We start from the raw sequence: 25,822 nt of genomic DNA, 5'->3' as shown, positions 1-25,822 counted from the left end.
CGGGCAAAGGTTCCGGCCTGGAAAGCCTGCGGCTACAGGTTTCCTTGCGCCTCTTTCGCTTACCTTGCGGCACGGCGTCGCGCTTCGTGCGGCGACGATTTGATGTTTCAGGCGCTTGGTGTGATAATGCAGCCGGTTGGAAGGAGGCTAGAATGGTCAAGATCGTATACGAGATCGTTCCCCATGACGGCGGCTGGGCCTATAAGCTCGGAGATGTCTATTCCGAGACCTTTGCCAGTCACGACGAAGCGCTGGAGGCGGCCCGTATCGTCATGCAGGAGCAGCAGGTCGGCGACGAACCCGTCGAGATCAGCTATCAGGATGAAAAGGGCAAATGGCGCGAGGAGTATTCCGACGGCGGCGATCGCCCTGAGGTCGAGATCGTCGATCCCCATCAGGCGAATTCTTCCATCTAGCCGACAGGGCGCGTGCCGATCGATTGGGAAAAGCGGATCAGATAGCCGTCGGGGTCCTGCACGAGGAATTCCCGCGAGCCGCTTTCGTGAGTCTCTCCAATTCGATACCAGCTTTCGCTCACATCTTCGAAGAGCGGCCAATCCTGTTTGCGCAAGGCTTCCAGTATCGGTTCGAGATCGTCCGTGGCGATCTGGAAGTTGATGCCGCGTCCGAAGGGTCTCTCCAGCGTTCCCGTCTTCCAGTTGCCGTTGATCTGGCAGAGCATGATCTGGGCGCCCTGACGTTCGAGGTAGGCAAACCTGGCGGCCGGGCGGTCATAGGCGATGCGAAAGCCGAGGCCATCGCACCAGAAGTTCAGGCTTGCCTCGATGCTCGTGACATCGAGTTCCGGGACGAGGGGCGCAAATCCCCCGGTCGGCCGACTGCCGGTTCCCGCAGATGCGTCCCGTTCGGCGCGTGTCAGTTCGGTCATTCCTGCATTCCTATCGATCGATATAGTCCAGCAAACCCCGGACCAGCGCATCGAAGGCGACGCGGCAGCGCGGAGCGGTCTTCAGGCTTTCGTGCATCACGACATATGTATCGAGTGACAGGCCCAAGGCACCGGGCAGGACCGGCACGAGGTCCGAAAAACGTTTCGCAAGCCCGTCCTGACACATGCCGATGCCTGCACCGGCCCGGATGGCGGCGAATTGGGCAAGGTTGCTATCCGTGCGGAAGGAGAAATGCGTGTCCGCCAGATCAGGCCGTTCGGCGAGAATCGCGCGGATATAGGCGAGCTTCCGGTCGAAGCCGATCAGCCTGTGCTGCCTGAGTTCAGCGAGCGACTGTGGTACGCCATGCCGCTCGAGATAGCGGCGATGCGCGTAGAAACCGAGCGGAATGCGGCCTACTCGGCGGGAGAGCAGGGCATCCTGTTGGGGCTCGACCATGCGTATGGCAATGTCGGCGGCCTGATTGAGCAGATCCTCGACCTCGTCGGATGCTGACAGTTCTATGTCGAGACCGGGATGGGCCTCATGCAGGTCTGCCAGGATCGGCGGAAGCACCTCTATGCCGATCACCTCGCTGGCGCTGATACGCACGGTGCCCGTCACCGCATCGGATCGCCCGGAGGCGGCTCGCTCCAGCGCCGCCGCCGTCGCCGCCATGGCTTCGGCATGGGGACGCATCTGCCGGGCGGTTTCCGTCGGCAGCAGGCCTTTCGGTGTGCGCAGGAAGAGAGGACCGCCCCCGGCCCGTTCCAGCGCGTCGATATGACGGCCGACCGTCGGCTGTGTCAGACCGAGTTCTCGTGCGGCGGCGGACAGCGATCCCTCGCGCAGAACCGCGAGGAAGGTCCGGTAGTAATCCCAGGTCAGTTCAGTGCTCATGCATTAATGTATATCAATTAAAGAAACTCTGGCAATTCCGTATATCTTCGCCGTGGCGGATACTCCTTGCATCGAAACGAAGGAGTTCAGGCCATGACAGAGACAGCAGTCATCCATCCTACTGTCGCACTGGTTCTCGGCGCCACCGGTGGCGTCGGCGGTGCGGTCGCCGTAAAGCTCGTGGAGCGGGGGTATCGTGTTCGCGCCATGCATCGGCGCGCGGCAGAGATGCAGTCGAGGATGCCGCAATATGAGTGGGTGCACGGAGATGCCATGAGCCCTGCCGACGTGATGGGGGCTGCCGAGGGCGCAGGCCTCATCGTCCACGGCGTCAACCCGCCCGGTTATCGCAACTGGGGCAAGCTTGTGCTGCCGATGATCGACAGCACGATTGCCGCCGCGAAACGCCACGGCGCCCGTATCCTGATGCCGGGGACGGTCTATAATTTCGGGCCGGATAGTTTTCCGCTGGTTCGCGAGGATAGTCCGCAGCATCCGGTGACCCGCAAGGGGCGGATCCGGGTCGAGCTCGAGCGCCGGCTGGAAGCTGCGGCCGCCGATGGCGTTCCGGTGCTGATCGTGCGGGCAGGTGATTTCTTCGGTCCCGGTGCCGGCAATAACTGGTTTGCGCAGGGTGTCATCAAACCGGGTGTGCCGGTTGCCTCGATCACCAATCCGTCATCCCCCGGCGTCGGGCACCAGTGGGCCTATCTTCCGGATGTCGCGGAGACCATGGTGCGGCTGCTGGAGCATGCCGACCGATTGCCGACCTTCGCACGCTTTCACATGGCGGGTTTCCGGGATCGCGACGGGACAGAGTTGGCGCAATCCATTCGCCGCGTCACGGGCCGGCCGGATCTCAAGGTGAAGCGTTTCCCCTGGTTCGCGGTTGCTCTTGCTTCCCCCTTCGCGCCGCTCTTTCGTGAGCTCCTGGAAATGCGCTATCTCTGGAGGCAGGAGGTGACGATGGACAATCGCCGTCTTGTCGAATTTCTCGGGGAAGAGCCGCAGACTCCCATCGACGAGGCCGTTGCCGCCACCCTTGCGAGCCTTGGCTGCCTTCCCGAGCGGGCAGGCGGGGCATCCCGAACTGACGGGCCGACAGGCTCGATATCAATCTCCTCGGCAGGCAGGGCAGCATGAGTGTGGGGGTAGAGGTTAAGTCCGCTCCCGCGAGCCTCGTCTTCACCGGCATGGCGATCCTCACCAGTGCGGGTATCGGTAGCCAGTTCTACCTCGCAGGCATGGCGATCTTCGGTGGAGGGTTAACTGGGATGTGCATCGCATCGTCGGCAGCGCCATCGTCCTGCCTATCCTTGCGATGCTGACGCAGGCATTCGTGTCTCCTCGACTGATTGCCGTTCGTGAGCTGACGGCATTGCTGGCGACGAGTTATCTCTTGCAGATCGCTGTGGTCGTGGTGGGGCAGGAAGTCGATATGCCACTGGTGGCGGCGCTGCACCCCGCGAATGGCGCGCTGATGTTCGGAATATCGGGGCGCCTGGCCTTCCGCAGCTTGAGATAGGCGGGCTTCACCAGAAGAAAATGCCCCGCGCAGGCGGGGCATTCATGTCTTGCGGAACGCTCAAGCGGAAAGTGCAAGTGTCGGATAGTTGGTATAGCCTTCCGCGCCGCCGCCATAGAAGGTGTTGCGGTCTGCTTCGTTGAGCGGTGCATTCTCCTTAAGCCGGCGAACGAGGTCCGGGTTGGAGATGAAGAGCTTGCCGAAGGCCACCATGTCGGCGTGGCCGGATTCGACGGCCTCGATCGCCATGTCCCGGTCATAGCCGTTGTTGACGATCCACACGGCCTTGCCGCCCTTGGCGCGGTAGGCGGCCTTCAACCCAGCCCAGTCGAAGGGCAGGTTGTCGCGCGGGCCGCCGGTTGCACCCTCGATCACATGGATAAAGGCAAGATCATAGGCGGCGAGCTTTTCCACCAGATGGTTGAAGAGAGGCTGCGGATCTGGATCGGATGCATCGTTTGCCGGGGTGACCGGAGAAATGCGGATGCCTGTGCGCTCGGCGCCGATCTCGTCGACGATCGTCTTGACCACTTCGAGCGCGAAGCGCGTGCGGTTTTCAATCGAGCCGCCATAGTCGTCCGTGCGGTGGTTGGTGTCCGCGCGCAGGAACTGGTCGATCAGGTAGCCGTTCGCGGCATGGATCTCGACGGCGTCGAAGCCAGCCTCGACCGCCGCACGGGCCGCACGGCGATAATCCTCGAGAATGCCGGGGATTTCGGAAAGTTCGAGAGCGCGAGGCTCCGAGGTATCGACGAAAGCGCCGGTACCGTCATCGTTGATGATGTAGGTCTTCGATTTCGCACGGATGGCCGAAGGAGCGACGGGCGCCGCGCCGCCGGGCTGTAGCGTCGTGTGGGAGACACGACCGACATGCCAGAGCTGGACGGCGATCTTGCCGCCGGCCGAATGCACCGCGGCGGTCACGCGCTTCCAGCCTTCGACGGCTTCCGGGAGGTAGAGACCGGGCACCTGGGCATAGCCCTGGCCCTGTTGGGTGATCGGCGTGCCCTCGGTGATGATGAGGCCCGCCGAAGCGCGCTGTTCGTAATAGGTGACGTTGAGATCGTTCGGAACGGCTCCCGGCGAACGGTTGCGGGTCAGCGGTGCCATCGCGATGCGATTGGAAAGCGTGGTGCGGCCGAGTGTGACCGGATCAAAAAGGCTGGGCATGAAACCTCTCTAAATTTCCAGATTATCCAATGGCGGGTGGGAGGAGCAGCATTGGGATCTTAGATCTGGTGTCTCAGATCGTCGTGTTCAAGGTATCGAGGAGCTTGCCGATCGCCTCTTCGTTGCGGCGATAGAATACCCACTGGCCGATACGGGTGGAGATAACAAGGCCCGCTCTCTGCAGGGTCGCGAGGTGGGCGGAGACTGTCGATTGCGAGAGACCGCAGCGTTCAAACTGTCCCGCGCTGACCCCCATATCAAAGGGCTGAGACTGGTCGGGGAAATGGACTTCGGGTTGCTTCATCCACACCAGCATTTCGATCCTCGTCGGATGTGCAAGCGCTTTGAGGCCCTCGTGAAGATCCATATACCGTTGTTCCGATTCCGTTCGTGCGTTTCAAATAGGCCATGAAAACGGAGCGTCAATTCAAACGGATGTCAACTCGTTCCCGAAACCGACGCATTGAGGATACGGTTACCGATCCTTTCCGCGTTGCTTCTCCCTTGCGGTGCTCTCCGGGCAAAAAAAGAGGGCCGCCGGATTGCTCCAGGGCCCTTTGAAGTGTGAAGGTCAAAAACCTCCAGAGGGGAACAGCTGCTGCGGTGGAACTGGGAGGAAAGCCACCATGTGCATCAGCTGTGTGCGATATGGTGGTTTTTTGTGCAGCGAACAATGCTTTTTTATGCATGTCAGGCATGCGCAATGTGCAGGCCTGCCCTTTCTACCCGTAAAAGCTGCTTAAAAGTTCCAATTTCTGGCCTTTGCGACAATGAAATCGCGGAAGGCCTTCAGCTTTGCGGCGTTCTTCATTTCGTCCGGATAGCAGAAATAGGTATCGAAGGAGGGGACGTCGGCGTTGGTCACGAGCTGCAGGAGGCCCGGATCCCGTCCCACGATGTAGTCGGGCAGCATGGCTATGCCGATTCCCAGCAGGCAGGCGCGCTTGATCGAGGTCAGGCTGTTGATCTGAAGATGCGGGATTCGCGGATTGTCCGAGGTGCGGCCCGCCACCTCCAACCAGTTCACATCCAGGAGATAACCGGGAGCCGGCTCGCCGAAGGTGATGATGCGGTGGTTGTCGAGATCCTCGATCGATTGCGGTTCGCCATAGCGGTTGATGTAGGATGGTGCCGCATAAACATGCATGTGCACCGTGAAGAGCTTGCGCTGGATGAGGTCCGATTGCTGCGGCTGGCGCAGGCGAATGGCGCAGTCGGCATGGCGCATGTTCACGTCCAGCTCCTCGTTGTCGAGGATAAGCTGGATCGACATGTCCGGGTAAAGCTGCAGGAATTCCTGCACCTTGTCCGTGAGCCAGCCCTGTCCGAGACCGACGGTCGTCGTCACGCGGAGCTTGCCGCTTGGCTTTTCCGTCGTCTCGGTGAGCTGCATCTTGACCGTTTCGAGCTTCAGCAGCACGTCATGGGCGGTGCGATAGAGCAATTCGCCCTGTTCGGTGAGGATAAGGCCGCGCGCATGGCGATGGAACAGCTTGACGCCGATATCCTGTTCCAGCGCGCTGACCTGGCGGCTGATCGCCGACTGGGAAAGATGCAGTTTGTCGGCCGCATGGGTAAACGACCCAGCTTCTGCAGCCGCATGAAAAATGCGCAACTTGTCCCAGTCCAACGGCATGCCGCCCCCTCTCATGACCATCACTCCGCGGCTTCGGCCTGTACCGGCTGGGCGCCCAGGAAGCGCTCGGCCTCGAGCGCGGCCATGCAGCCCATGCCGGCCGCGGTGATCGCCTGCCTGTAGATGTCGTCAGTGACGTCGCCGGCGGCAAAGACACCCGGCACATCCGTGGCCGTGCTGTCGGGAGCCGTCCAGAGATAGCCGTTCGACTTGAGCTTCAGCTTGCCCTTGAACAGTTCGACGGCCGGTGCGTGACCGATCGCCACGAAGACGCCGTCGATCGGCAGTTCTGTGACCGCTCCCGTCAGCGTGTCGCGCAGCTTCACGCCGCTGACCGACGGCGGCATCGGGGGCTTTGCCGGCGCGCCGGTAATTTCGGCAACCTCGGTGTTCCAGAGAACGCGGATATTGTCCTTGGCGAATAGACGCTCCTGCAGGATCTTTTCCGAGCGGAAGCTGTCGCGGCGGTGCACGACGGTGACGGATTTCGCGATGTGGGAGAGATAGAGCGCCTCTTCCACGGCCGAGTTGCCGCCGCCGACAACGATGACATCCTTGTTGCGATAGAAGAAGCCGTCGCACGTGGCGCAGGCGGAGACGCCGAAGCCCTGGAAATGCTGCTCGCTCTCGATGCCGAGCCACTTGGCCTTGGCGCCGGTGGCGATGATGAGCGTGTCGGCGGTCCATACCGCGCCCGAATCGGTCCGGGCGGTGAAGGGACGGCGGGAGACGTCCACCTCGGTCACCAGGTCATTGACGATCTCGGCGCCGACATGGGTTGCCTGCTTCAGCATCTGTTCCATCAGCCAGGGGCCCTGGATCGGATCGGCGAAGCCGGGATAGTTTTCCACGTCGGTGGTAATCATCAACTGGCCGCCCTGTTCCATGCCGGCGATCAGCACCGGCTTCAGCATGGCACGGGCGGCGTAGATCGCAGCCGTGTATCCGGCCGGGCCTGAGCCGATGATCAACACCTTCGTATGGCGGGCAGTCATGGTAATTCCTTTCAAAGCGGCCAGAGGAGGGAGCGATATAAGCTCACGCGCCACTTCTTTGTAGGTTCATTTATGATTGATCCATGCATTTATTCAAGGTCAGCCTTGCAATACCAACAAGGCAATGCGTCGCACGGTAATTTTTGTGCTCACAGCAGCCAGATTCTTGCGTATTCCACGGGTTCGGCTAGAAAATGCCCATCTGCAAATCACGAAAGGCCATACCCGTGCTGAAAGCCGAGCTGGACGCAATCGATCTTCGAATCCTGCGCGAACTGCAACGGGATGGGAGGATGACCAATGTGGAGCTTTCCGAGCGGGTCGGGATTTCGGCGCCCCCTTGCCTGAGGCGTGTGCGCAAGCTCGAGGAAAGCGGCATCATCGAGGGCTATCACGCCATGCTGAACGCGCCGAAGCTCGGCTTCGACCTCGTGGCCTTCTGCATGATCGGTCTCAAGCACCAGTCGGAGGCCAATCTCAAGGCCTTCGCGGCGGCCACCGAGAGCTGGCCGATGGTGCGTCAGGCCTGGATGGTGAACGGCGACAGCGATTTTCTGCTGCACTGCGTGGCGGAGAATCTGAGCCGGTTTCAGGATTTCGTGATCGAGGTGCTAACCGCCAACGAGCACGTCCACACCGTGCGGACGATGCTGACGATCCGTCAGGTCAAGAAGGTTCCCCTTCTGGAAATCTGAAGCCGGCTGGCTGCTCCCATACCAGGCGTCGTGCAGCCAGTCGACCCTGCCGATCCTGCGGTACCATTTGTGGCCTCCGCCAGCGATGACCTCACCCATTTTCGGCTGGCCTGCGAACACCACCATTTTCGCGCCTTCCGGCGGGAAGGGATCGCGGAAGTAGCTCGCCAGATTGCGCGGAACGCAGGCGTTCTTGAAGCTTACGCACCATTCCTTCGGCCAGTACTGCAGATGGCCGTGAGCGGCGAGCTGGGCGCTCTGGAACTGCTGGGAGATCTCGTAATGCGCCATGGCCTTGGCGGGGTCGGCCAGGTAGGCGTCGAGGATGTAGCTGTGGGCGCCGATCTCGTAGCGGAAGACGGAACTGTTGCCGACCGAATGCAGGAAGCGGTCGCGGGCCGGGTTGATGCGGCGAAGCGGCTTGGGGCGGAAAAGCTCGTCGTCGCGGATGATGAGGAATGTCCCGGGATGGGTGAAGAACGGCTCGAGGTCGGCCATGACGACCAGATCGAGATCGAGGAAGAGCGTGGTGCCCTTGAGGTCGGCGAGATCGCGGCGGAAGAGCGCAAGCTTGCGCCAGCGTCGGTCGCCATGACCGGCGGGAAGGTCCAGTTCCGGCAGAGGAAAGGTTTCGATGCCCGCCTCGAGGCCGGTCGTGTCGTCCGTGAAGCAGACGAAGCGGTGGGGGCGGCGGAGATGGCGGGCGACGCCGCGTTTCAGGTTGTTGACGTATTCGGGACCGTAGAGCGTTCCCCATTTCATGCAAACCACATTGACCGAAGGGGTGGGCGTGGTTTGCATGTTCATGGCTAGTACGGGCCTTCCCTGACCGGTTTTCTCTCCGCCCGGTCCTCATGACCCGGACGTTCGGCGAATTCTCTCAGGAGCAGGCTGTGCTGGTCGCTACCCTCCGCGCGTTGGCGAAGAGCCTCCATCATGGCCGCGTCCGCATTGTTGCGGTCGCCCCTGAGCAGGAAGACGTTGTAAATGTATCTTATGACGGTCGTACGAAGGTTCGCGTCGGGCTGCCAGTCCTTCAACCTTTCGAAGGCTGAAGCCAGTTCCCCGTCATCGCCGGCATGCAGCACGAGGCCGTCGACGTTGTAGGGCGCGTTGCCGATGGTGATGACCTTCTTGCCGAGGAACACGCTTTCGAGGCCGACCGTCGAATTCATCACGATCACCGCGTCGGCGCCTTCGATCAGGCCACGCGTCTCGTTATGGTTGGCGAAATGAATGCGGGCGTGAGGCTTGACGTGGCCGCGGATCGACAGCGGAAAGCTCGGATGCTCCTTGATGACGAAGTGCACGTCCGGCTGGCGGTCGGCGAGGCGGGCGATCACCTCATAGAAATGCACCATATCCCTGATCCAGGGCGAATGGGCGAGCACCTGCATGTCGCTCGGCACCTGGAAGGGAACGAAGACATAGGACGGCGGCAGGGAAACCGTTTTCGATCCCTTCTGCTTGCTCTGCCGGCGCACCAGATCCGCAGGCATGTCCTTGCCGATTCGGTCTTCCACCATGCGATAGAAGGCGGGATCGCGGGGAAGGGTGCTGTCGTAGTTGATGCCCTTGCGGTCATATTGCAGCATCCTCGGGAAGAAGCCGAGTTCCATGACCAGCCGTTCGCGGCCGAGCGCCCTGCTGACCTCGAGCGTCAGGGCATCCGGCATCAGGAAACCGTTGAACACCAGGGCCCGGGCTTCGGGATGTTCGTCGAAACGGAGCTTGAGCAGTGCGGCGGGGATGCGGGCGCGGGGCAGGACCATGGCCCGGTAGATGGCGGCGACCAGAGGGTTGGAATAGAACCAGCCGAAACGGATGCGCCGACGGATCAGGTTGCGCTCGACGACAGGCCTGAGATCGACAACCTCGTCGCGGCCGGCAATGGTTGCCAGCAGGCCGCCGAACCCCTTGAGGCGCACGAGTTCGCGGATGGTGTCGACAAGCTTCAGCGGAACCAGTTCAAGGCTGCCGTCAGACGCCTTGCGGATACCGTTCAGATGCTTGCTGTGACCGATGAACTCCACCTTGGTCATGGTGTCGCCTTGTCGTGCCCGAGGAGGCGATCGTAAACCTTCTCCAGGCCACCCACCTCGTTTTCCAGGGCGAAATTGTCGAGTACGTGCTGGCGGCTGACACGGCCCGCCTCCTCGGCTGCAGCCGGCGAGGCGAGGTAGACACGGATGGCGTCGCGCAGCGCCTCGTAGTTTCCGGCGGGCACCACCTTGCCGGTGGCGTTCTCGACGATCATTTCCGCATAGGCACCGGCGTCGCTGGTCACGGCCGCCGTGCCGGATGCCATGGATTCGAGAGGCGTCAGGCCGAAGCCTTCGTTGCGGGAAGGGGCAACGTAGAGCGAGAGCCGGCGGTACCACGGCTTGATGTCGTCGACTTCACCGAGGAAGACGATGCGCGACGAAAGGCCGGCCGCGGCGATATCGGCCTTCAGCCTGTCGGCAAAGCCCTGATGCTCGGCGGTGACACGACCGCTGATGACCGCGGTCCAGTCGGGAAATTCCGGCAGGAGTTCGATCATCGCGCGGACGAAGAGATCCGTGCCCTTCTGATGGCGGACCCGGCCGAAGCAACCGACGAGATGGCGTCCGGGGAGGCCGGTTGCGGCGATGGTGTCCGATACATCCTCGCCCGGATGAAAGAGTTCGGTATCGACGCCATGGCGGATGACCGTATGCGGCACGAGGAGAAACGAGCCGGAGCGCGCGCTGGTTGCGACCACCGCATCCATTTTGGAGATCAGCCAGCGGGTATAGCCCGTGTGCCGGCGTTGCGCGGCGGAGGTGAAGAGCAGTTTCAGCGGCATGCGGAAAACGTCGCGCAGAACGATGCCGAACAGCATCTCGTTGTTGCGCCGGGCATGCCAGACGCGAACGGGCGCACCCTTCGGCGCGCGCCAGAGGGCGGGCAATTGCCGCCAGCGCATCTTCGGCAGATGATCGGGAAGGCCGGGGCCAAGCGTGGCGATGCCCCGCCCGTGACGGCTCTGGGCCGGCACGAGCTGGATCACCGTTGATGTCACGCCGGAGAGGCGCCGCTTGAAATGCGGCGCGATCACCGTGATATCGGCTGGAGAAAGCAAGGGAGGCCTTCCGGTTCGCGTCAGCCCCAGGCGACGGCGAGAATCTCGTAAGCCTTCGAGCCGCCGGGAGCGACGACTTCGATGTTGTCGCCGACTTCCTTGCCGATGAGGGCGCGTGCGATCGGCGAGGAGATCGAAATGCGACCAGCCTTCACATCGGCTTCCTGATCGCCGACGATTTGGTAGGTCTTTTCCTCTTCCGTGTCCTCGTCGACCAGCTTGACGGTCGCGCCGAACTTGATCTTGGAGCCGGACATCTTGGAGAGGTCGATGACCTCGGCGCGCGCAATCAGATCCTCGAGCTCGCCGATGCGGCCCTCGTTGTGGCTCTGCGCTTCCTTGGCAGCGTGATATTCGGCGTTTTCGGAAAGGTCGCCGTGGGCGCGCGCTTCCGCGATGGCGTCGATGATGCGCGGGCGTTCCTCCTGTTGACGCCAGCGCAGCTCCTCCTGAAGCTTGGCGTAACCGTTCTGCGTCATCGGAACCTTTTCAACCATTTCGTCTTCCTCTGCTTTTCATGTCCGCAAGGGGCGCACACAAAAGAAAAACAGGCTCCGAAGCGAAGCTACGGAACCATGTCTCAAATCAACGTTAAATTGGACTATAACAGATCAAAGACGGAAATTTCCAGAGGTTTGTGCGGCAGTACAGGCTTTGCCGCGCTGCCCGGCCGTTTCGCGTAAGCTGTGGCGACCGGCTCTTACGGCTCTATGCGATAGCGGCCCGGCAGGTTCAAAGGCTTGTAGGGGCCGCCGGCCGGAGCGCCTTTCAGCCGGGCTTCCACCGATGCATGGACCAGTGCGTCTTCGGGAATGAAACGTGGATCGGACAGCGGAAGATAGATGCCGCCGCCCTTGCCGCCGCGCCGCCAGGAGGAGGGTACCCTGCGCGGGATGAGCTCGACGAGACGCCATGCCGGGTTCATCGAATCGTGCGGCGCCGCCATCGCGTCGGGGTCGACATAGTGCTTTTCGGGATTCTTGCCGAGCACCACTTCGTTCACCGTTCGGGTGGAGTAATCGAGGCCCATCGCCTTGGTCTCCTGGATCATCCAGGCAAGCGGCACCTTGATGAGCGCGCTCTGATCTTCCGGATAGCCGCCGCCGACGTCGCCGTGCACGCCGGCGAACCATACCTCCTTGACGTCCTGCGGCTCGACGGGCCGGTTTTCCGGCGGAGGGAAGGGACTGCCCCAGAACGGCTGATCAGAAGGCCAGAGTTCCGGCCGGAACATCGTCCGCCGCTCGTCGATGGCGACGGCGTGGCGCACATGACGGACGCTCGGATTGCGGTTGGTGAAGGGATGCGTCTTGAACTGAAGGCCCACCTTGCCGGGTTCGATGACGGAGGCGACAGTATCGAAGAGCCCGAGCAGCTCGATCGTCGGCCGAATGCCTTTCAGCGTCCGTTCGTAAAGCCGCATGGCGGCGAAGGCGGATGGCGCGCCGCCGCCCTCCGGCGACGATGTCGCGGGCGAAGGAGCCTGATGGTCCGGAATGCCCTTGTAGGTCCGATAGGCGTAGTCGACCAGATTGAGATGTTCACGGCGTATTAGGCCGAGGCTGTGAATGAAGCCGGCCAGCACCCGTGCGGTGTAGGCGCCTCGGCTGAAGCCGAAGATGAAGATGCGGTCGTTCTCGCCAATCCTCTTGCCATCCTTATCGCGAGGAGCGGCCTCGTAGTTCTCGACAATGAAGCGGTAGGCCTGCTTGACGTTGGAATCGATGCCCCAGCCGGTGGCCAGTCCCCAGACTTCCACGGTCTTGCGCCATGCACGCGACCAGGCGTCATCGGCGCCGAAGGTTCCCACGCCCGGATCGTAATAGACGAGTTGCCGCTCGGTTCGTCTCAGGGTGCCGAAGAGGCGCAGAATATTGGTGCGGTCCGCCGCTATTTCGTTCGATGTGCCGTCGAAGAGAAGAACAATGTTCTTGCCCATGCCGCGCATTCCCCACCGCTTTGCCGGACCATACCAGATTGACGGTCCCGGTTCAATTTGCGGTTGAGGTGTCGGGCGGTTCAGTGGGTCGAGGCGTTTTCCGGCACGGGATTGAGGTTGTAGACGCTGCGGGCGAGGACTGCGAGCAGCACCAGCGTCACTGCGGCGACCAGGCAGGATGCGGCGAAGCCGAGCGAAAAACTGCTGCGGGCAAGGTCGAGCCATGGCGCCGGGCCGTCGATGCCTCGGGCGGCGTCAACGGCTCCGGCGAGCGTCGCGCGGCCTGCCTCCGCCCTCTCGGCGGAGAGGCCGCCGAAATCCACGCCCGTCATCGCAAAGCGGTAGATGACGCTGCCGAGGCTGCCCAGCAGCGCGACGCCCAGCGCCCCGCCGAATTCCGCGCTGGTCTCCGAGATCGCCGATGCTGCGCCGGCGCGTTCCGGCGGGGCCGAACCCACGATCAGTCCGGTCGTCGTCAGGATGACCGGCACGAAGCCAAGGGCGATCAGGGCGCTGGAGCCCAGAACGCCGAACAGGCTCTCATGATAGGCGGCAATCGCCATGATCGCCGCGCCCACGGCATTGACCAGCAGGCCGAGCAGCACCGTCCTGACCGCGCCCAGCCGATTGGTGATGCGATAGGCCTGGAGCGACATGACGGTAAAGACGAGGCCGGGCAGACCGGACCAGAGGGCTGCCTGAAGCGGCGTGAGGCCGACGACAAGCTGCAGATACTGATTCTGGAACAGAAAAATGCCGAAGACGAAGAAAACGCCGGCCAGATTGACGAGCAGGGAGGCCATAAACGCCGGTATCCGGAACAGCGAAAGGTCGATCAGCGGATCGGGAAGGCGGCGTTGCCGCCGCACGAAAAGCGCGCCAAAGGCAAGCCCCAAGGCGACAGGCACAAAATAGAGGGGAGCCATGCCGTCGGTAGCGATTTTCTTGAAGCCATAGATGATCGGCAGAACGGTCGCCAGCGAGAGGCCGACGCTCGGCAGGTCGATCCGACCCGCCTCCTCACCGCGATATTCCGGCAGCAGGAAGGGAGCGGCGATGATGAGCACCAGCATGACCGGAACATTGATCAGGAAGACCGATCCCCAGTGGAAGTATTGGAGCAGGACCCCGCCGATCAGCGGGCCGATCAGGCCGCCAAGGGAAAAGGCGGTCCCCCATATGCCGATCGCACGGTTGCGTTCGTTTTCGTTCGCAAACAGATTGACGACCAGCGAGAGGGTCGAAGGCGCGATGGTCGCTCCCGCGACGCCGAGACAGGCGCGGGCGAGAATGAGCATCTGGGCCGTCGTCGAAAACGCTGCAAAGACGGAAGCCGCACCGAAGGCGGCAGCGCCGATCAGCAGCACCTTGCGACGGCCGATGCGATCGCCGAGCGTGCCCATCGTCACGAGAAAGCCCGCCACCATGAAGCCGTAGATATCGTTGATCCAGAGAAGTTCGGCGGCCGAGGGGTCGAGATCGGTGGTGATCGCGGGCATGGCCAGGAACAGCACGGACAAGTCCATGGAATAGATCAGACAGGCGATCGAAAGGATGCCAAGTCCGATCCATTCACGACGTCCAGCGGTTTCGGGGACGTTGCCGGTGTCATTCATGAGAAGTCCTCCGCGACTCGGGACGCAGATATTTGCCTTCTCCGGGTAAATAGACAAATGTCAAATTGTGATGGAACAGCCGGTCTTCCGGCTGTTCCATCGGCATTTCAGAAGTAGCTCTGCAGCGGACGAACTTCGAGTTGCCCCTTCTTCAGGGCCTCGATGGCCTGTGCGGCGGCGAGCGCGCCTGCCATCGTGGTGTAATAGGGCACCTTCTGCATCAGGGCGGCGCGGCGCAGCGACTTGGAGTCCGAAATCGCCTTGTTTCCGTCGGTCGTATTGAAGACGAGCTGAACCTGCCGGTTGCGGATGGCATCCTCGATATGCGGACGGCCTTCCAGCACCTTGTTGATCTTGACCGCCTCGATGCCGTGCTCGGCGAGGAAACGCTGGGTGCCGCCGGTCGCCAGAACCTTGAAACCGATTCCCGTCAGCAGGCGCACGGCCGGCAGGACGCGCTCCTTGTCTTCGTCGCGGACGGATACGAAGACCGTTCCCTCGCGCGGCAGCTCGACGCCGGCGCCGAGCTGGCTCTTGGCGAAGGCGAGCGCGAAATCGGTGTCGAGGCCGATCACTTCGCCGGTCGAACGCATTTCCGGACCGAGCAGTGTGTCGACGCCGGGGAAGCGGGCGAACGGGAAGACAGCTTCCTTGACCGCGATGTGCTTAAGGTTGCGCGGGTCTGGCTTCTTGCCATAGGCGGCAATCGCGGCGTCCAGCTTTTCGCCGGCCATGATGCGGGCGGCGATCTTGGCGATTGGCGCGCCGATGGTCTTTGCTACGAAAGGCACGGTGCGCGAGGCGCGCGGGTTGACTTCGAGCACGTAGATCGTGCCGTCCTTGATGGCGTACTGGATGTTCATCAGGCCGCCGACGTTCAGCGCCTTCGCCATTGCCTTGGTCTGGCGTTCGAGTTCGTCGAGAAGCTCGGGGGTGAACGAACGCGAGGGCAGCGAGCAGGCCGAATCGCCCGAGTGAATGCCGGCCTCCTCGATATGCTCCATGATGCCGGAGACGAAGACGGTTTCGCCGTCGCTCAGCGCATCGACATCCACCTCGATGGCATTGGTCAGGTAGCTGTCGAACAGAAGCGGATTCTTGCCGAGCAGGGTGTTGATCTGTCCGGTCTTGTCGTTCGGGTAACGCTGCTTGATGTCTTCCGGAACGAGGCCCGGAACGGTGTCCAGCAGGTAGGTCTGCAGCATGCTCTCATTGTGGATGATCTGCATGGCGCGGCCGCCGAGAACATAGGACGGGCGCACGACCAGCGGAAAGCCGATCTCGGCGGCGACCAGGCGGGCCTGCTCGACCGAGTAGGCGATGCCGTTGTTGGGCTGCGTGAGATCGAGCTTCATCAGCAGCTTCTGGAAGCGGTCGCGGTCTTCGGCGAGGTCGATTGCATCCGGAGCGGTGCCGAGGATCGGTATGCCGTTCTTTTCCAGCGCTTCGGCGAGCTTCAGCGGGGTCTGGCCGCCGAACTGGACGATGACGCCGACGAGCGTGCCGTTTTCCTGCTCGGCGCGCATGATCTCGATCACGTCTTCGGCCGTCAGCGGCTCGAAGTAGAGGCGGTCGGAGGTGTCGTAGTCGGTCGAGACCGTTTCCGGGTTGCAGTTGACCATGATCGCTTCATAGCCGGCATCCTTCAGGGCGAAGGCGGCGTGGCAGCAGCAATAGTCGAACTCGATACCCTGGCCGATGCGGTTCGGGCCACCGCCGAGGATCACGACCTTCTTGCGGTCGGAAACCTGCGCTTCCGAGCGGGCAGCCCCGACGAAGGGCGTTTCATAGGTCGAATACATATAGGCGGTCGGCGAGGCAAACTCGGCGGCGCAGGTATCGATGCGCTTGTAGACCGGGCGTACGTTCAGTCTGTTGCGCAGTTCGGCGACTTCCTTGGGGCGCTTGCCGGTGAGGCTTGCGAGACGTGCGTCGGAGAAACCCATGGCCTTCAGCATGCGCAGGTTCTCGGCATCGTCGGGCAGGCCGTGTTCGCGGATGCGGGCCTCCATGTCGACGATCGCCTTGAACTGGGCGATGAACCACGGATCGATCTTGCAGCCCTCGTGCACTTCCTCCGGCGACATGCCGAGGCGCAGTGCCTGGGCGACCATGCGAAGGCGGTCCGGCGTTGGTGTTCCGATTGCGGCGCGAATGGCGTTCTTGTCGTCTCCGCTGTCGCCATTGGTGCCGAGGCCGGGGATCTCGATCTCATCGAGGCCGGTCAGGCCGGTCTCAAGGCCGCGAAGCGACTTTTGAAGGGACTCTGCGAAAGTGCGGCCGATCGCCATCACTTCGCCAACCGACTTCATGGCGGTGGTCAGCGTCGGCTCGGCGCCGGGGAATTTCTCGAAGGCAAAGCGCGGGATCTTGGTGACGACATAATCGATGGACGGTTCGAACGAAGCCGGGGTGGCGCCGCCGGTGATGTCGTTTTCCAACTCGTCCAGGGTGTAGCCGATGGCGAGCTTGGCTGCGATCTTGGCGATCGGGAAGCCGGTCGCCTTGGAGGCGAGCGCGGAGGAGCGCGAGACGCGCGGGTTCATTTCGATGACGACGAGGCGACCGTCCTTCGGGTTGACGGCGAACTGGACGTTCGAGCCGCCGGTCTCGACGCCGATCTCACGCAGCACCGCGATCGAGGCGTTGCGCATGATCTGGTATTCCTTGTCGGTCAGCGTCAGCGCCGGCGCGACGGTGATGCTATCGCCGGTGTGGACGCCCATCGGATCGATGTTCTCGATCGAGCAGATGATGATGCAGTTGTCCGCCTTGTCGCGGACGACTTCCATTTCATATTCCTTCCAGCCGAGCACCGATTCTTCGATCAGCACTTCGGTGGTGGGCGACGCATCGAGACCGCCGGAAACGATGTCGAAGAATTCCGAGCGGTTGTAGGCGATGCCGCCGCCGGTGCCGCCCAGCGTGAAGGAGGGACGGATGATGGCCGGCAGGCCGACATGGTCGAGCGCCTGAGCTGCAATTGCCATGGCGTGGGCCATATAGCGCTGCTTGCGGTCGCTTTCGCCGAGGTTCCACTGGTTCTCGAGATTGTCGAGCGCCTTGTCTAGTTCCGCGCCGGAGAGCTTTGCCTTCAACTCGGCGCGCGCCGCTTCGTGGGTCTTGCGGTCGGCATCCTTGATTTCCGTCGCATTCGCCAGCATCGACTTCGGCGTTTCGAGGCCGATCTTCGCCATGGCTTCGCGGAAGAGCGCACGGTCCTCGGCCTTGTCGATGGCGGCGGGCTTAGCGCCGATCATCTCGACGTTATAGCGATCGAGAACGCCCATGCGCTTCAGAGAAAGGGCGGTGTTCAGCGCCGTTTGGCCGCCCATGGTCGGCAGGAGCGCATCCGGGCGTTCCTTGGCAATGATCTTGGCGACGACTTCCGGTGTGATCGGTTCGACATAGGTCGCATCGGCAAGGCCCGGATCGGTCATGATGGTCGCGGGGTTGGAATTGACCAGGATGACCCGGTAGCCTTCCTCCTTCAGCGCCTTGCAGGCCTGTGTGCCGGAATAGTCGAATTCGCATGCCTGGCCGATGACGATCGGCCCTGCGCCGATGATGAGGATGGACTTGATATCTTGGCGCTTCGGCATGGGCTCATTTCCATTTTCAGGTTGCGCGAAAAACCGGCCAGGGTGATCTTTCACCGGCCGGGGCGCAAACGAGGGTCTTTTCAGGCTAGAAGGGGCTTATAGGGAAAACTCTCGCGCAAACCAACCCCTTAAATGACGAGAAAGGCATGAAAGTTGGGGAGGGCGGATCAGCCGCTTTTCGGGGAACGAATTCATCCGTTTGTCACATGGGTTTGTTGCTGCGCGGATAGTCCTTGTGCTTCCTCGTTACCAAGGCTGTTTCATGACCGTGCCATCAATGATCCTCGAAGCGCTTCCTCCGTATCTGCACTCCTTTTCCCGGACGCTGACGCCCGGACCTCTTCCGCATCTCGGGACACGATACAATCCGGCCGGCGTGTTCCTTCCGGAACCGGGCAATACCGTCGTCTGCCATCTGTTGCCGGGTTCCGAAGGCGAACGGGCCATTATCGATGCACGGGCCCGCTATCTCGCGATGGCGGGGGCAGATCAGCTTGCCTTCACGCCGATCTCCAGCCTGCACATGACCCTGTTTCAGGGGGTCATCGAATATCGCCGCAGGCCGCCGTACTGGCCGGTCGATGTGCCGCTCGACACCCCGATCGATGACATGACGGCAATTTTTCTGGATCGCCTGGCGGGTTTTGAGCCGGACTCGCCGTTCGAGATGGAAGTGACCGGGGCGACCCCGGCGGGATTGACGCTCGATGGTGTGACAGCTGCGGACCGATCTCGATTGAAATCCTGGCGAGACCGCTTCGCCGATCTGTTCGGCTATCGCCATCCGGACCACGAAAGCTATGTCTTTCACATCAGTTTCGCTTATCCCAAGGAGCGGTTTGACGATTCGACAATTGTGGCCTGGGCCCCTTTCCTTCACTCGGTGGTGGACGAGATTCGCGCCCGTTCGCCGGTGATAGCGCTCAGACCACCGGCCTTCTGTGCTTTCGAGGACATGAACCATTTCGAGGAACTGCTTGTCTTCGACCCTGCCTGAGAGGGTCGGTTTCAACTGCATTCTCTCAATTAGCGTGGCCGCAGGGAACGGTTTGCATTATAGACTGTTTCCAAGGGCGTGACTTGCCCGGTGGAGAGGATGAGCATCATGGAATGGAAGGGCCGACGTCAATCGGACAATGTTGAAGACCGGCGCGGTTCCTCGACCGGCCGTAGCGGCATGGGGCGCGATCCGTTCGGGCGATCCGGTATCCAGATCCCCTCGGGCGGACGGCGCGGCGGCGGGATGAGCATCGGAACGATCGTCTTCCTGATCGTGATCTACTTCGTCCTGAAGATGATGGGCATCGACATGCTGCAGCTGCTGGGCGACGGCTCGATGCAGCAGCAGGGTTCGGGCTACGAGCAATCGGTCGGTGAGCGACCCTCGCAGCCAGCAAGCGACGAGATGACGGCTTTCGTCCGTACAGTCCTTGCCGAGACGGAAGATACTTGGAACGGTATCTTCAAGGCTGCAGGGGAGACCTACGAAGAACCGACGCTGGTCCTGTTTGCCGGCCGGACGGCTTCCGCCTGCGGAACCGCTTCCTCCGCTACCGGGCCGTTCTACTGCCCTGGCGATCGCAAGGTCTATCTCGACACGGATTTCTTCCGGGAACTCAGCAATCGATTCGGCGCATCCGGTGACTTTGCCGAAGCCTATGTCGTCGCGCATGAGGTCGGCCATCACGTGCAGAACCTCACCGGCATCCTGCCGAAGTTCAACCAGATGCGGCAGTCGATGAGCGAGGTCGAGGCCAACCAGATGTCGGTGCGCGTCGAACTCCAGGCGGATTGTTTTGCCGGCATCTGGGGCAAGTATACGGAGCAGAAGGGATTGCTTGAATCGGGCGATCTCGAAGAAGCGCTCAACGCCGCCAGGCAGATCGGCGACGACACGCTGCAGAAGCGCAGCCAGGGCTATGTCGTTCCCGACAGCTTTAATCACGGTACCTCCGCCCAGCGGATGAAGTGGTTCAAGCGCGGCTTCGACAGCGGCAAGGTCGAGGCTTGCGACACTTTCTCCGGATCGATCTGATGCGGCTAAAGGTCTGCGTCGGGACGAAATGAAATCAGGAACGGCCCGGCTTCGACCGGGCCGCCTTCATGTCTGAAGGTCACTTCTCGCTGTCGAGATGCGCCATCTGTGCTTCCGCGTAGCGCGTGCCGGCGGCAGAGCCCTTCGGCACGGCGCGTTCGATCGCCGCCAGATCCTCCGGGGTCAGGGAGAAATCCGCTGCGCCGAGGGATTCCTTAAGGCGATCACGGCGGCGGGCTCCAATCAGCGGCACGATGTCGTCACCCTGGGCGGCAACCCAGGCGATTGCGGCCTGAGCGGTCGTCATGCCTTTCGAAGCCGCGACCTTGCCGAGCGCTTCCGCGAGCGCGAGATTGTGGGTTGCGTTCTCGCCCTGAAAGCGGGGTGAGTGGGCACGGAAGTCATTCCTGCCTATTCCGGCAGGCTGCCAGTGGCCGCTGATGAGGCCGCGGGACAGCACGCCATAGGCCGTGATGCCGATGCCGAGTTCGCGGCAGGTGGGCAGTATCCTGTCCTCGATGCCGCGGGAGATGACCGAATATTCTATCTGCAGGTCGGCGATCGGATGGACGGCTGCGGCGCGGCGGATCGTGTCGGCGCCGACTTCGGAAAGGCCGATGTGGCGGACGAAGCCTGCCTTCACCATGTCGGCGATGGCGCCGATTGTATCTTCGATGGGCACCGCGGGATCGAGGCGTGCCGGGCGGTAGATGTCGATATGGTCCACGCCGAGCCTCTGGAGCGTATAGGCGAGTGCGGTCTTCACAGCCGCGGGACGGGCATCGAACCCGATCCAGCCGGCTGCCGGATCGCGCTGGGCTCCGAATTTGACGCTGAGCAGGACAGTGTCGCGGGGGCGGCCCTTCAGGGCTTCGGCGATCAGCATCTCATTGTGACCCATGCCGTAGAAATCGCCGGTGTCGAGCAGGTTGATGCCGGCATCGAGGGCTGCGTGGATGGTGGCGATGCTCTCGTTCCGGTCGGCATCGCCATACATGCCGGACATTCCCATGCAGCCGAGGCCGAAGCGGGAGACGGAGGGGCCGGTCCGGCCGAGTTTTGCAATCTGCATTTTGGGCTCCTTTCGAAATTCCGTGGCGAGGATGTCGCCGCAGCTCTTTTTACCTCCTGACGCTTTGTGCGATAATCCGATGCAAACGAAACAGCCTGTTTGGATTTTTGCACAATGAGCAATCTACCGCTTGCGGAGCTCGACGCCTTCGCCACCATCGCGCGCCTTCGCAGCTTTCGGGCGGCGGGCAAGTTGCGCGGGGTTTCCGCGTCCTCTCTAAGCGAGGCGATGCGACGGCTGGAAGCGCAGCTCGGCGTGCGGCTTTTCAACCGGACGACCCGCAGCGTGACGCTGACCGACGCCGGAGAGCGGCTTCTGGAACGGCTGACACCCGGACTTGCCGAGATCGAGACGGCGCTCGATGCGATCAACAGCTTTCGCGACCGGCCGGCGGGTCGGCTGCGGCTCAATGTGCCGGGTATCGTCGCCCGCAACATCCTGCCGGACATCGCCAGCCGGTTCCTCGCGGCCTATCCGGAGATTATCCTGGAGGTTTCGGTCAACGATACCTTTGTCGACGTGCTGGCGGAAGGATATGACGCCGGCGTGCGCTACGAGGAGGCGCTGCATCAGGACATGATCGCCATACCGCTCGGGCCGCGCCGCCAGAGCTATATGGGCGCTGCCGCTCCCGCCTATATCGAGCGGCGCGGCGCGCCTTCCCATCCGCGCGAACTTGTCGGCCATGAGGCTGTCCTGCACCGTTTTGCAAGCGGGCGTACCGTCTCCTGGGCGTTCGAACGTGATGGCGAGACGATAACGGTTCATCCGCAGCCCCGCCTGATCGCCGAATCCATCGATCTGGAACTGGCCGCCGCGCGCGCCGGGCTCGGCATCATCTTCACCTTCGAGGAATTCCTGCGCGATGACCTCGCTTCCGGCGCATTGCTGCCCGTGCTGCCAGGCTGGGAACAGTCTTTTTCAGGTCCGTTCCTTTATTATCCGAGCCGCCGTTACATGCCGGCTCCGCTGAAGGCGTTCGTGGATTTCGTGCGCCACGATCGGGCGGCGGAAAAATAGGCCTGCCCGCAACCTATCAGTTAATGTGAAGCGTCCACGATATTTATTTCTCGATGAAAAGCCCGCCTTGCTCCCCTCCGGCGTTTCCCTTATGCAAAGGTCGCGCGCCGCTCGCCAGTCATCTCTGGAAGCGGCTTTTTTCGTCTTGGGTGCCATCATGAATACGCAAGCCTCAATTTCGGTCGCAAGGCCCGGTGCAGCAAGCTGGCGGTCGCATATTCTCGCGACGTTGAAGCTCGGCATCCCGCTGATCGGCGCCCAGCTTGCGCAGCTCGGTATCCACACGACGGACGTGGTGATTGTCGGCCAGCTCGGTGCGCAGTCGCTCGCCGCTATGGTCCTTGCCGGACAGTTCTTTTTCACCATCTTCATCTTCGGGTCCGGCTTTTCCATTGCCGTCGTTCCGATGGTCGCGCAGGCCTATGGACGCGGGGACGCCGTGTCCGTCCGCCGTTCCATCCGCATGGGCATGTGGGTGTCGATCGCCTACACGCTGATGACGGCGCCGTTGTTCTTTCATGCCGAGACGATCCTGCTGGCGCTCGGGCAGAAGCCGGAAGTCGCCTCACTCGCTGCCCATTATGTGATGATCGTTCAGTTCGGCCTGCTGCCGGCGTTGCTTTTCGCCGTGCTGCGCTCGCTCGTCAGCGCAACCGGCAGGGCAGGTATCATCCTTTATGTGACGCTGGCCGTGCTGGTGATGAATGCGGTGCTGGCCTATGCGCTGGTGCTTGGTCATTTCGGTCTGCCGGCGCTCGGCATGACAGGCGCTGCCATCGTCGCCGTCACGGTACAGTGGGCAAGTTTCCTGTTCATGGTCGCCTATATCGAGACACGCGAGGAGACGCGCCGCTACGAGCTTTTCGTCCGGTTCTGGCGGCCGGACTGGCATGCGCTTTGGGAAGTCGTGCATCTCGGCCTGCCGATCAGTGTGACCGTTCTGGCCGAGGTCAGTCTGTTTGCCGCCGCCTCGTTGCTGATGGGCAAGATCGGTACGATCGAGCTTGCCGCGCATGGTATCGCGCTTCAACTCGCTTCCATCGCCTTCATGTTCCCGCTCGGACTGTCGCAGGCGGCTACGGTCCGCATCGGTCTCGCGCATGGGCGGGGCGATTATCCCGATCTCATACGGGCGGCGATCGCCGTGCTCGGGATCGCCAGCCTGATGTCGCTTTCGGGCGGCATTCTGTTCTATTCCATGCCGCGGTTGCTGAGCAGCGCCTTCATCAACGCCCATACCCCGGACGCCGCAGCCGTGCTCGACTTCGCCGGCCCGCTGGTGGTGATCGCCGGTATCTTCCAGCTGGTCGACGGCTTGCAGGCGATCGCCTCCGGCCTGTTGCGCGGTCTCAAGGATGCGAGGGTTCCAATGCTGCTGGCGCTGATCGCCTACTGGCCGGTCGGCTTTTTCCTGGCCTGGCTCATCGCTTTTCCCCTGGGTTATGGCGGCGTCGGCATCTGGATGGGGTTCTTGATCGGTCTCCTGACCGCCTCCGTCATGCTGTGCCTGCGCTTCTTCCACCGGGTGCGTTTCGAAATGAAAACGGCCCGGATCTGACCGGGCCGTTCTGCTGTCTCCAATGAGGGAGTCCGATCAACGCTCTGCCAGCGCCGGCTCACCCTTTTTCTCGCGCACCATGTTGATGAAGCGGCGGAAGAGATAGTGGCTGTCCTGCGGGCCGGGGGAGGCCTCGGGGTGATGCTGGACCGAGAAGACGGGCTTGCCGACGAGGCGCAGGCCGCAGTTGGAACCGTCGAACAGGGAAACGTGAGTCTCCTCAACGCTTTCCGGCAGGCTGTTCTTGTCGACTGCGAAGCCGTGGTTCATCGAGACGATCTCGACCTTGTCGGTGGTGTAGTCCTTGACCGGATGGTTGGCACCGTGATGGCCCTGATGCATCTTGACGGTGGTGCCGCCGAGCGCCAGCGCCAGCATCTGGTGACCGAGGCAGATGCCGAAGACCGGAAGGCCGCTTTCGACGAGCTTGCGGATGACCGGCACGGCATATTCGCCGGTGGCGGCCGGGTCGCCCGGGCCGTTCGACAGGAAGATGCCATCGGGATTGAGCGCCAGGATGTCTTCGGCCGAGGTCTTGGCGGGAACCACCGTCACACGGCAATCGAGGCCGGTGAAGAGGCGCAGGATGTTGCGCTTCACGCCGTAGTCGACGCAGACGACGTGATACTTCGCGCCGGCCGGATCGAGTTCGCTATAGCCTTCGTTCCAGACCCAGGGCTTTTCCTTCCATTCGGAGGACTGGCCGGAGGTCGCCTCGATGGCGAGGTCGAGGCCGACGAGGCCGCTCCAGGCCTTGGCCTCGGTTTTCAGCGTGTCGACGTCGAAGACGCCGTTCGGATCGTGGGCGATGACGGCATTCGGCGCGCCGTGCTCGCGGATCCAGGCGGTCAATGCCCGGGTATCGATGCCACTCAGGCCGATGATGCCGCGGGCCTTCAGCCAGGCGTCGAGATGCTTGGCGGCGCGGTAGTTGGAGGGATCGGTGATGTCGGCCTTGAAGATGACGCCGACAGCGCCGCGCCGGGCGGCGGGCGTCAGGTCCTCGATATCTTCCTCGTTGGTGCCGACATTGCCGATATGCGGGAAGGTGAAGGTGACGATCTGGCCGAGATAGGAGGGGTCGGTGAGGATTTCCTCATATCCGGTGAGCGCCGTGTTGAAGCAGACTTCTGCCTGGACCTTGCCTGTTGCGCCTATGCCCTGTCCTTCGATGACGGTGCCGTCGGCGAGAACCAGAAGGGCGGTCGGCTTGCGGGTGGTCCATGGGGCTGTCGAGGTCATGTTCGTTCCTTGTCCGGCCGCAAACCGCCGGTCCTTGAAGGAACGGGGCCTGAGGGCCATTTATGTCGCAGATCGAGGGCGCGCGACAATGCGCGCTTTCCGCCCTGATGACAATTTTCGTGCAGGTGCCGGAAAATAGACGGATCGATCCCTGCGGTCAATTGTCTTCGTTGGATTAACTCCCATGTATTTCAATGGGTTGTGTAATTGATTTGCGCGGGCGTGTCGGACTGGCTATTGCTTCGGCGGAAATGACAAGGAAAAGCCACAATCGGTGAAGCCTGCAAGCCGGCTTTTCCATGGAGAAGGAATATGATGCGCGACAGACTCGCCGATTCCCTGAAGGAATCTTTGAAGGCCAAGGATACCCGCCGTACGTCCACAGTGCGGCTGATCCAGACCGCGATCAAGGATCGCGACATTGCCAATCGCGGCGCGGGCAAGGACCCGGTCAGCGACGACGAGATCATGCAGATCCTGACCAAGATGATTAAGCAGCGTGAGGAGTCGGCCAAAATCTATGCCGACAATGCGCGGCCGGAACTTGCCCAGCAGGAACGCGAGGAAATCGAGATCATCAAGACGTTCATGCCGGAGCAGCTCTCCGACGCGAAGGTGAGCGAACTCGCAGCCGCCGCCATTCAGGAGGTCGGCGCCCAGGGGCTCCGGGACATGGGCAAGTGCATCGCGCTGCTCAAGGAGCGTTATCCCGGCCAGATGGATTTCGCCAAGGCATCCGGCGTGGTGAAGGATCTCTTGAAGTAAGCGGTTCGGATCGCCAATGGAAACAGGAGCTCCGCCTTCGGGCGGAGTTTTTGTTTTCA

The 25,822-nt window shown here is 62.1% G+C and carries 24 protein-coding genes; 9 read left to right on the top strand and 15 right to left on the bottom strand.

Annotation, left to right across the window (positions count from 1 at the left end; translation table 11 throughout):
• Window positions 1–152 precede the first annotated feature (152 nt).
• Entirely contained in the window at window positions 153–416 is a 264-nt protein-coding gene (locus tag ACLBKR_RS11060; protein WP_112831700.1) for a DUF2188 domain-containing protein, read from the top strand.
• On the opposite strand, the gene ACLBKR_RS11055 is transcribed toward ACLBKR_RS11060, so the two are convergent.
• Together ACLBKR_RS11055 and ACLBKR_RS11050 are read right to left on the bottom strand one after the other, a co-directional pair.
• Window positions 413–889 carry a bleomycin resistance protein gene (locus ACLBKR_RS11055; RefSeq protein ID WP_113438398.1) on the bottom strand — a complete coding sequence of 159 codons (477 nt, stop codon included), beginning with the start codon at window positions 887–889 and terminating at the stop codon, window positions 413–415. The two genes, ACLBKR_RS11060 and ACLBKR_RS11055, sit on opposite strands and share 4 nt — an antisense overlap.
• Window positions 890–899: 10 nt before the next feature.
• Window positions 900–1,790 carry a LysR family transcriptional regulator gene (locus tag ACLBKR_RS11050; RefSeq protein WP_113439102.1) on the bottom strand — a complete coding sequence of 297 codons (891 nt, stop codon included), beginning with the start codon at window positions 1,788–1,790 and terminating at the stop codon, window positions 900–902.
• Window positions 1,791–1,883: 93 nt separating this feature from the next.
• On the opposite strand from ACLBKR_RS11050, the gene ACLBKR_RS11045 reads away from it, so the two are divergent.
• A complete protein-coding gene (locus tag ACLBKR_RS11045; RefSeq protein WP_113447207.1) occupies window positions 1,884–2,933 on the top strand; it encodes an NAD-dependent epimerase/dehydratase family protein in 1,050 nt (349 codons plus the stop codon).
• A gap of 133 nt (window positions 2,934–3,066) precedes the next feature.
• Window positions 3,067–3,315 carry a hypothetical protein gene (locus ACLBKR_RS11040; protein WP_113447208.1) on the top strand — a complete coding sequence of 83 codons (249 nt, stop codon included), beginning with the start codon at window positions 3,067–3,069 and terminating at the stop codon, window positions 3,313–3,315.
• 60 nt (window positions 3,316–3,375) lie between these two features.
• On the opposite strand, the gene ACLBKR_RS11035 is transcribed toward ACLBKR_RS11040, so the two are convergent.
• From ACLBKR_RS11035 to trxB, 4 genes are all read right to left on the bottom strand, one after another.
• Window positions 3,376–4,485, bottom strand: a complete 1,110-nt coding sequence (locus ACLBKR_RS11035; protein WP_113447209.1) for an alkene reductase — start codon at window positions 4,483–4,485, stop codon at window positions 3,376–3,378.
• Window positions 4,486–4,558: 73 nt separating this feature from the next.
• A complete protein-coding gene (locus ACLBKR_RS11030; RefSeq protein ID WP_112831688.1) occupies window positions 4,559–4,852 on the bottom strand; it encodes an ArsR family transcriptional regulator in 294 nt (97 codons plus the stop codon).
• A 372-nt stretch (window positions 4,853–5,224) separates the two neighbouring features.
• A complete protein-coding gene (locus ACLBKR_RS11025; protein ID WP_112831686.1) occupies window positions 5,225–6,121 on the bottom strand; it encodes a LysR family transcriptional regulator VtlR in 897 nt (298 codons plus the stop codon).
• Between the two features lie 20 nt (window positions 6,122–6,141).
• Window positions 6,142–7,116: a thioredoxin-disulfide reductase gene (trxB, locus tag ACLBKR_RS11020; RefSeq protein WP_113438403.1), complete on the bottom strand. Its 975-nt coding sequence runs from the start codon at window positions 7,114–7,116 to the stop codon at window positions 6,142–6,144.
• A gap of 227 nt (window positions 7,117–7,343) precedes the next feature.
• Between trxB and ACLBKR_RS11015 the strand changes: the two genes are divergently transcribed.
• On the top strand, window positions 7,344–7,811 hold the full coding sequence (locus ACLBKR_RS11015) for an Lrp/AsnC family transcriptional regulator (RefSeq protein ID WP_112831682.1): 468 nt from the start codon (window positions 7,344–7,346) through the stop codon (window positions 7,809–7,811).
• Here the strand turns inward: ACLBKR_RS11015 and ACLBKR_RS11010 are convergent.
• From ACLBKR_RS11010 to carB, 7 genes are all read right to left on the bottom strand, one after another.
• Window positions 7,728–8,618 (bottom strand): hypothetical protein, encoded by an 891-nt coding sequence (locus tag ACLBKR_RS11010; protein ID WP_414899319.1) that lies wholly within the window; start codon window positions 8,616–8,618, stop codon window positions 7,728–7,730. The genes ACLBKR_RS11015 and ACLBKR_RS11010 overlap by 84 nt on opposite strands.
• 2 nt (window positions 8,619–8,620) lie before the next feature.
• Window positions 8,621–9,853 carry a nitrogen fixation protein FixF gene (locus ACLBKR_RS11005; protein ID WP_113447211.1) on the bottom strand — a complete coding sequence of 411 codons (1,233 nt, stop codon included), beginning with the start codon at window positions 9,851–9,853 and terminating at the stop codon, window positions 8,621–8,623.
• Window positions 9,850–10,914, bottom strand: coding sequence for a glycosyltransferase family 4 protein (locus ACLBKR_RS11000; RefSeq protein ID WP_113447212.1), 1,065 nt, complete (start codon window positions 10,912–10,914; stop codon window positions 9,850–9,852). Before ACLBKR_RS11000 ends, ACLBKR_RS11005 begins: the two co-directional genes overlap by 4 nt.
• Window positions 10,915–10,934: 20 nt before the next feature.
• Window positions 10,935–11,411 (bottom strand): transcription elongation factor GreA, encoded by a 477-nt coding sequence (greA, locus tag ACLBKR_RS10995; RefSeq protein WP_112831676.1) that lies wholly within the window; start codon window positions 11,409–11,411, stop codon window positions 10,935–10,937.
• A 203-nt stretch (window positions 11,412–11,614) separates the two neighbouring features.
• Window positions 11,615–12,853, bottom strand: a complete 1,239-nt coding sequence (locus tag ACLBKR_RS10990) for a T6SS phospholipase effector Tle1-like catalytic domain-containing protein (RefSeq protein ID WP_113447338.1) — start codon at window positions 12,851–12,853, stop codon at window positions 11,615–11,617.
• Between the two features lie 80 nt (window positions 12,854–12,933).
• Window positions 12,934–14,469, bottom strand: a complete 1,536-nt coding sequence (locus tag ACLBKR_RS10985) for an MFS transporter (RefSeq protein ID WP_414899318.1) — start codon at window positions 14,467–14,469, stop codon at window positions 12,934–12,936.
• 107 nt (window positions 14,470–14,576) lie between these two features.
• Window positions 14,577–18,071 carry a carbamoyl-phosphate synthase large subunit gene (carB, locus tag ACLBKR_RS10980; RefSeq protein ID WP_414899317.1) on the bottom strand — a complete coding sequence of 1,165 codons (3,495 nt, stop codon included), beginning with the start codon at window positions 18,069–18,071 and terminating at the stop codon, window positions 14,577–14,579.
• Between the two features lie 277 nt (window positions 18,072–18,348).
• Here carB and ACLBKR_RS10975 point away from each other — a divergent pair, with 277 nt between their 5' ends.
• Window positions 18,349–19,068 (top strand): DUF1868 domain-containing protein, encoded by a 720-nt coding sequence (locus ACLBKR_RS10975; RefSeq protein ID WP_414901775.1) that lies wholly within the window; start codon window positions 18,349–18,351, stop codon window positions 19,066–19,068.
• A 108-nt stretch (window positions 19,069–19,176) separates the two neighbouring features.
• Entirely contained in the window at window positions 19,177–20,106 is a 930-nt protein-coding gene (locus tag ACLBKR_RS10970; RefSeq protein WP_414899316.1) for a neutral zinc metallopeptidase, read from the top strand.
• 79 nt (window positions 20,107–20,185) lie between these two features.
• Here ACLBKR_RS10970 and ACLBKR_RS10965 read toward each other — a convergent pair whose 3' ends face one another.
• Complete coding sequence (locus ACLBKR_RS10965; protein ID WP_414899315.1) at window positions 20,186–21,178, bottom strand: aldo/keto reductase; 993 nt, start codon at window positions 21,176–21,178, stop codon at window positions 20,186–20,188.
• A 114-nt stretch (window positions 21,179–21,292) separates the two neighbouring features.
• On the opposite strand from ACLBKR_RS10965, the gene ACLBKR_RS10960 reads away from it, so the two are divergent.
• Together ACLBKR_RS10960 and ACLBKR_RS10955 are read left to right on the top strand one after the other, a co-directional pair.
• Window positions 21,293–22,198: a LysR family transcriptional regulator gene (locus ACLBKR_RS10960; RefSeq protein WP_113339141.1), complete on the top strand. Its 906-nt coding sequence runs from the start codon at window positions 21,293–21,295 to the stop codon at window positions 22,196–22,198.
• Between the two features lie 157 nt (window positions 22,199–22,355).
• Window positions 22,356–23,756 carry an MATE family efflux transporter gene (locus ACLBKR_RS10955; protein WP_113447340.1) on the top strand — a complete coding sequence of 467 codons (1,401 nt, stop codon included), beginning with the start codon at window positions 22,356–22,358 and terminating at the stop codon, window positions 23,754–23,756.
• Window positions 23,757–23,792: 36 nt separating this feature from the next.
• On the opposite strand, the gene carA is transcribed toward ACLBKR_RS10955, so the two are convergent.
• Complete coding sequence (gene carA, locus ACLBKR_RS10950; RefSeq protein ID WP_113447341.1) at window positions 23,793–24,998, bottom strand: glutamine-hydrolyzing carbamoyl-phosphate synthase small subunit; 1,206 nt, start codon at window positions 24,996–24,998, stop codon at window positions 23,793–23,795.
• A gap of 315 nt (window positions 24,999–25,313) precedes the next feature.
• Between carA and ACLBKR_RS10945 the strand changes: the two genes are divergently transcribed.
• Window positions 25,314–25,763 (top strand): GatB/YqeY domain-containing protein, encoded by a 450-nt coding sequence (locus tag ACLBKR_RS10945; RefSeq protein ID WP_244709676.1) that lies wholly within the window; start codon window positions 25,314–25,316, stop codon window positions 25,761–25,763.
• The last annotated feature ends 59 nt before the right edge of the window (window positions 25,764–25,822 follow it).

Origin of the sequence: Paenirhizobium cremeum (assembly GCF_047553425.1) — a bacterium.
Classification (GTDB): domain Bacteria; phylum Pseudomonadota; class Alphaproteobacteria; order Rhizobiales; family Rhizobiaceae; genus Allorhizobium; species Allorhizobium cremeum.
This window is presented reverse-complemented; position numbering and strand designations above follow the sequence as displayed.

Bases quoted from the DNA above. Each gene is read 5' to 3' on its own strand.
- ACLBKR_RS11005 (WP_113447211.1), bottom strand. From the start codon at position 9,853: ATGACCAAGGTGGAGTTCATCGGTCACAGCAAGCATCTGAACGGTATC.
- ACLBKR_RS11060 (WP_112831700.1), top strand. From the start codon at position 153: ATGGTCAAGATCGTATACGAGATCGTTCCCCATGACGGCGGCTGGGCC.
- ACLBKR_RS11030 (WP_112831688.1), bottom strand. From the start codon at position 4,852: ATGGATCTTCACGAGGGCCTCAAAGCGCTTGCACATCCGACGAGGATC.
- ACLBKR_RS10955 (WP_113447340.1), top strand. From the start codon at position 22,356: ATGAATACGCAAGCCTCAATTTCGGTCGCAAGGCCCGGTGCAGCAAGC.
- ACLBKR_RS10965 (WP_414899315.1), bottom strand. From the start codon at position 21,178: ATGCAGATTGCAAAACTCGGCCGGACCGGCCCCTCCGTCTCCCGCTTC.
- ACLBKR_RS11035 (WP_113447209.1), bottom strand. From the start codon at position 4,485: ATGCCCAGCCTTTTTGATCCGGTCACACTCGGCCGCACCACGCTTTCC.
- ACLBKR_RS11050 (WP_113439102.1), bottom strand. From the start codon at position 1,790: ATGAGCACTGAACTGACCTGGGATTACTACCGGACCTTCCTCGCGGTT.
- ACLBKR_RS10990 (WP_113447338.1), bottom strand. From the start codon at position 12,853: ATGGGCAAGAACATTGTTCTTCTCTTCGACGGCACATCGAACGAAATA.
- ACLBKR_RS10960 (WP_113339141.1), top strand. From the start codon at position 21,293: ATGAGCAATCTACCGCTTGCGGAGCTCGACGCCTTCGCCACCATCGCG.
- ACLBKR_RS11045 (WP_113447207.1), top strand. From the start codon at position 1,884: ATGACAGAGACAGCAGTCATCCATCCTACTGTCGCACTGGTTCTCGGC.
- carA (WP_113447341.1), bottom strand. From the start codon at position 24,998: ATGACCTCGACAGCCCCATGGACCACCCGCAAGCCGACCGCCCTTCTG.
- ACLBKR_RS10985 (WP_414899318.1), bottom strand. From the start codon at position 14,469: ATGAATGACACCGGCAACGTCCCCGAAACCGCTGGACGTCGTGAATGG.
- carB (WP_414899317.1), bottom strand. From the start codon at position 18,071: ATGCCGAAGCGCCAAGATATCAAGTCCATCCTCATCATCGGCGCAGGG.
- ACLBKR_RS10975 (WP_414901775.1), top strand. From the start codon at position 18,349: ATGATCCTCGAAGCGCTTCCTCCGTATCTGCACTCCTTTTCCCGGACG.
- ACLBKR_RS10970 (WP_414899316.1), top strand. From the start codon at position 19,177: ATGGAATGGAAGGGCCGACGTCAATCGGACAATGTTGAAGACCGGCGC.
- greA (WP_112831676.1), bottom strand. From the start codon at position 11,411: ATGGTTGAAAAGGTTCCGATGACGCAGAACGGTTACGCCAAGCTTCAG.
- trxB (WP_113438403.1), bottom strand. From the start codon at position 7,116: ATGACTGCCCGCCATACGAAGGTGTTGATCATCGGCTCAGGCCCGGCC.
- ACLBKR_RS11025 (WP_112831686.1), bottom strand. From the start codon at position 6,121: ATGCCGTTGGACTGGGACAAGTTGCGCATTTTTCATGCGGCTGCAGAA.
- ACLBKR_RS10945 (WP_244709676.1), top strand. From the start codon at position 25,314: ATGCGCGACAGACTCGCCGATTCCCTGAAGGAATCTTTGAAGGCCAAG.
- ACLBKR_RS11010 (WP_414899319.1), bottom strand. From the start codon at position 8,618: ATGAACATGCAAACCACGCCCACCCCTTCGGTCAATGTGGTTTGCATG.
- ACLBKR_RS11055 (WP_113438398.1), bottom strand. From the start codon at position 889: ATGACCGAACTGACACGCGCCGAACGGGACGCATCTGCGGGAACCGGC.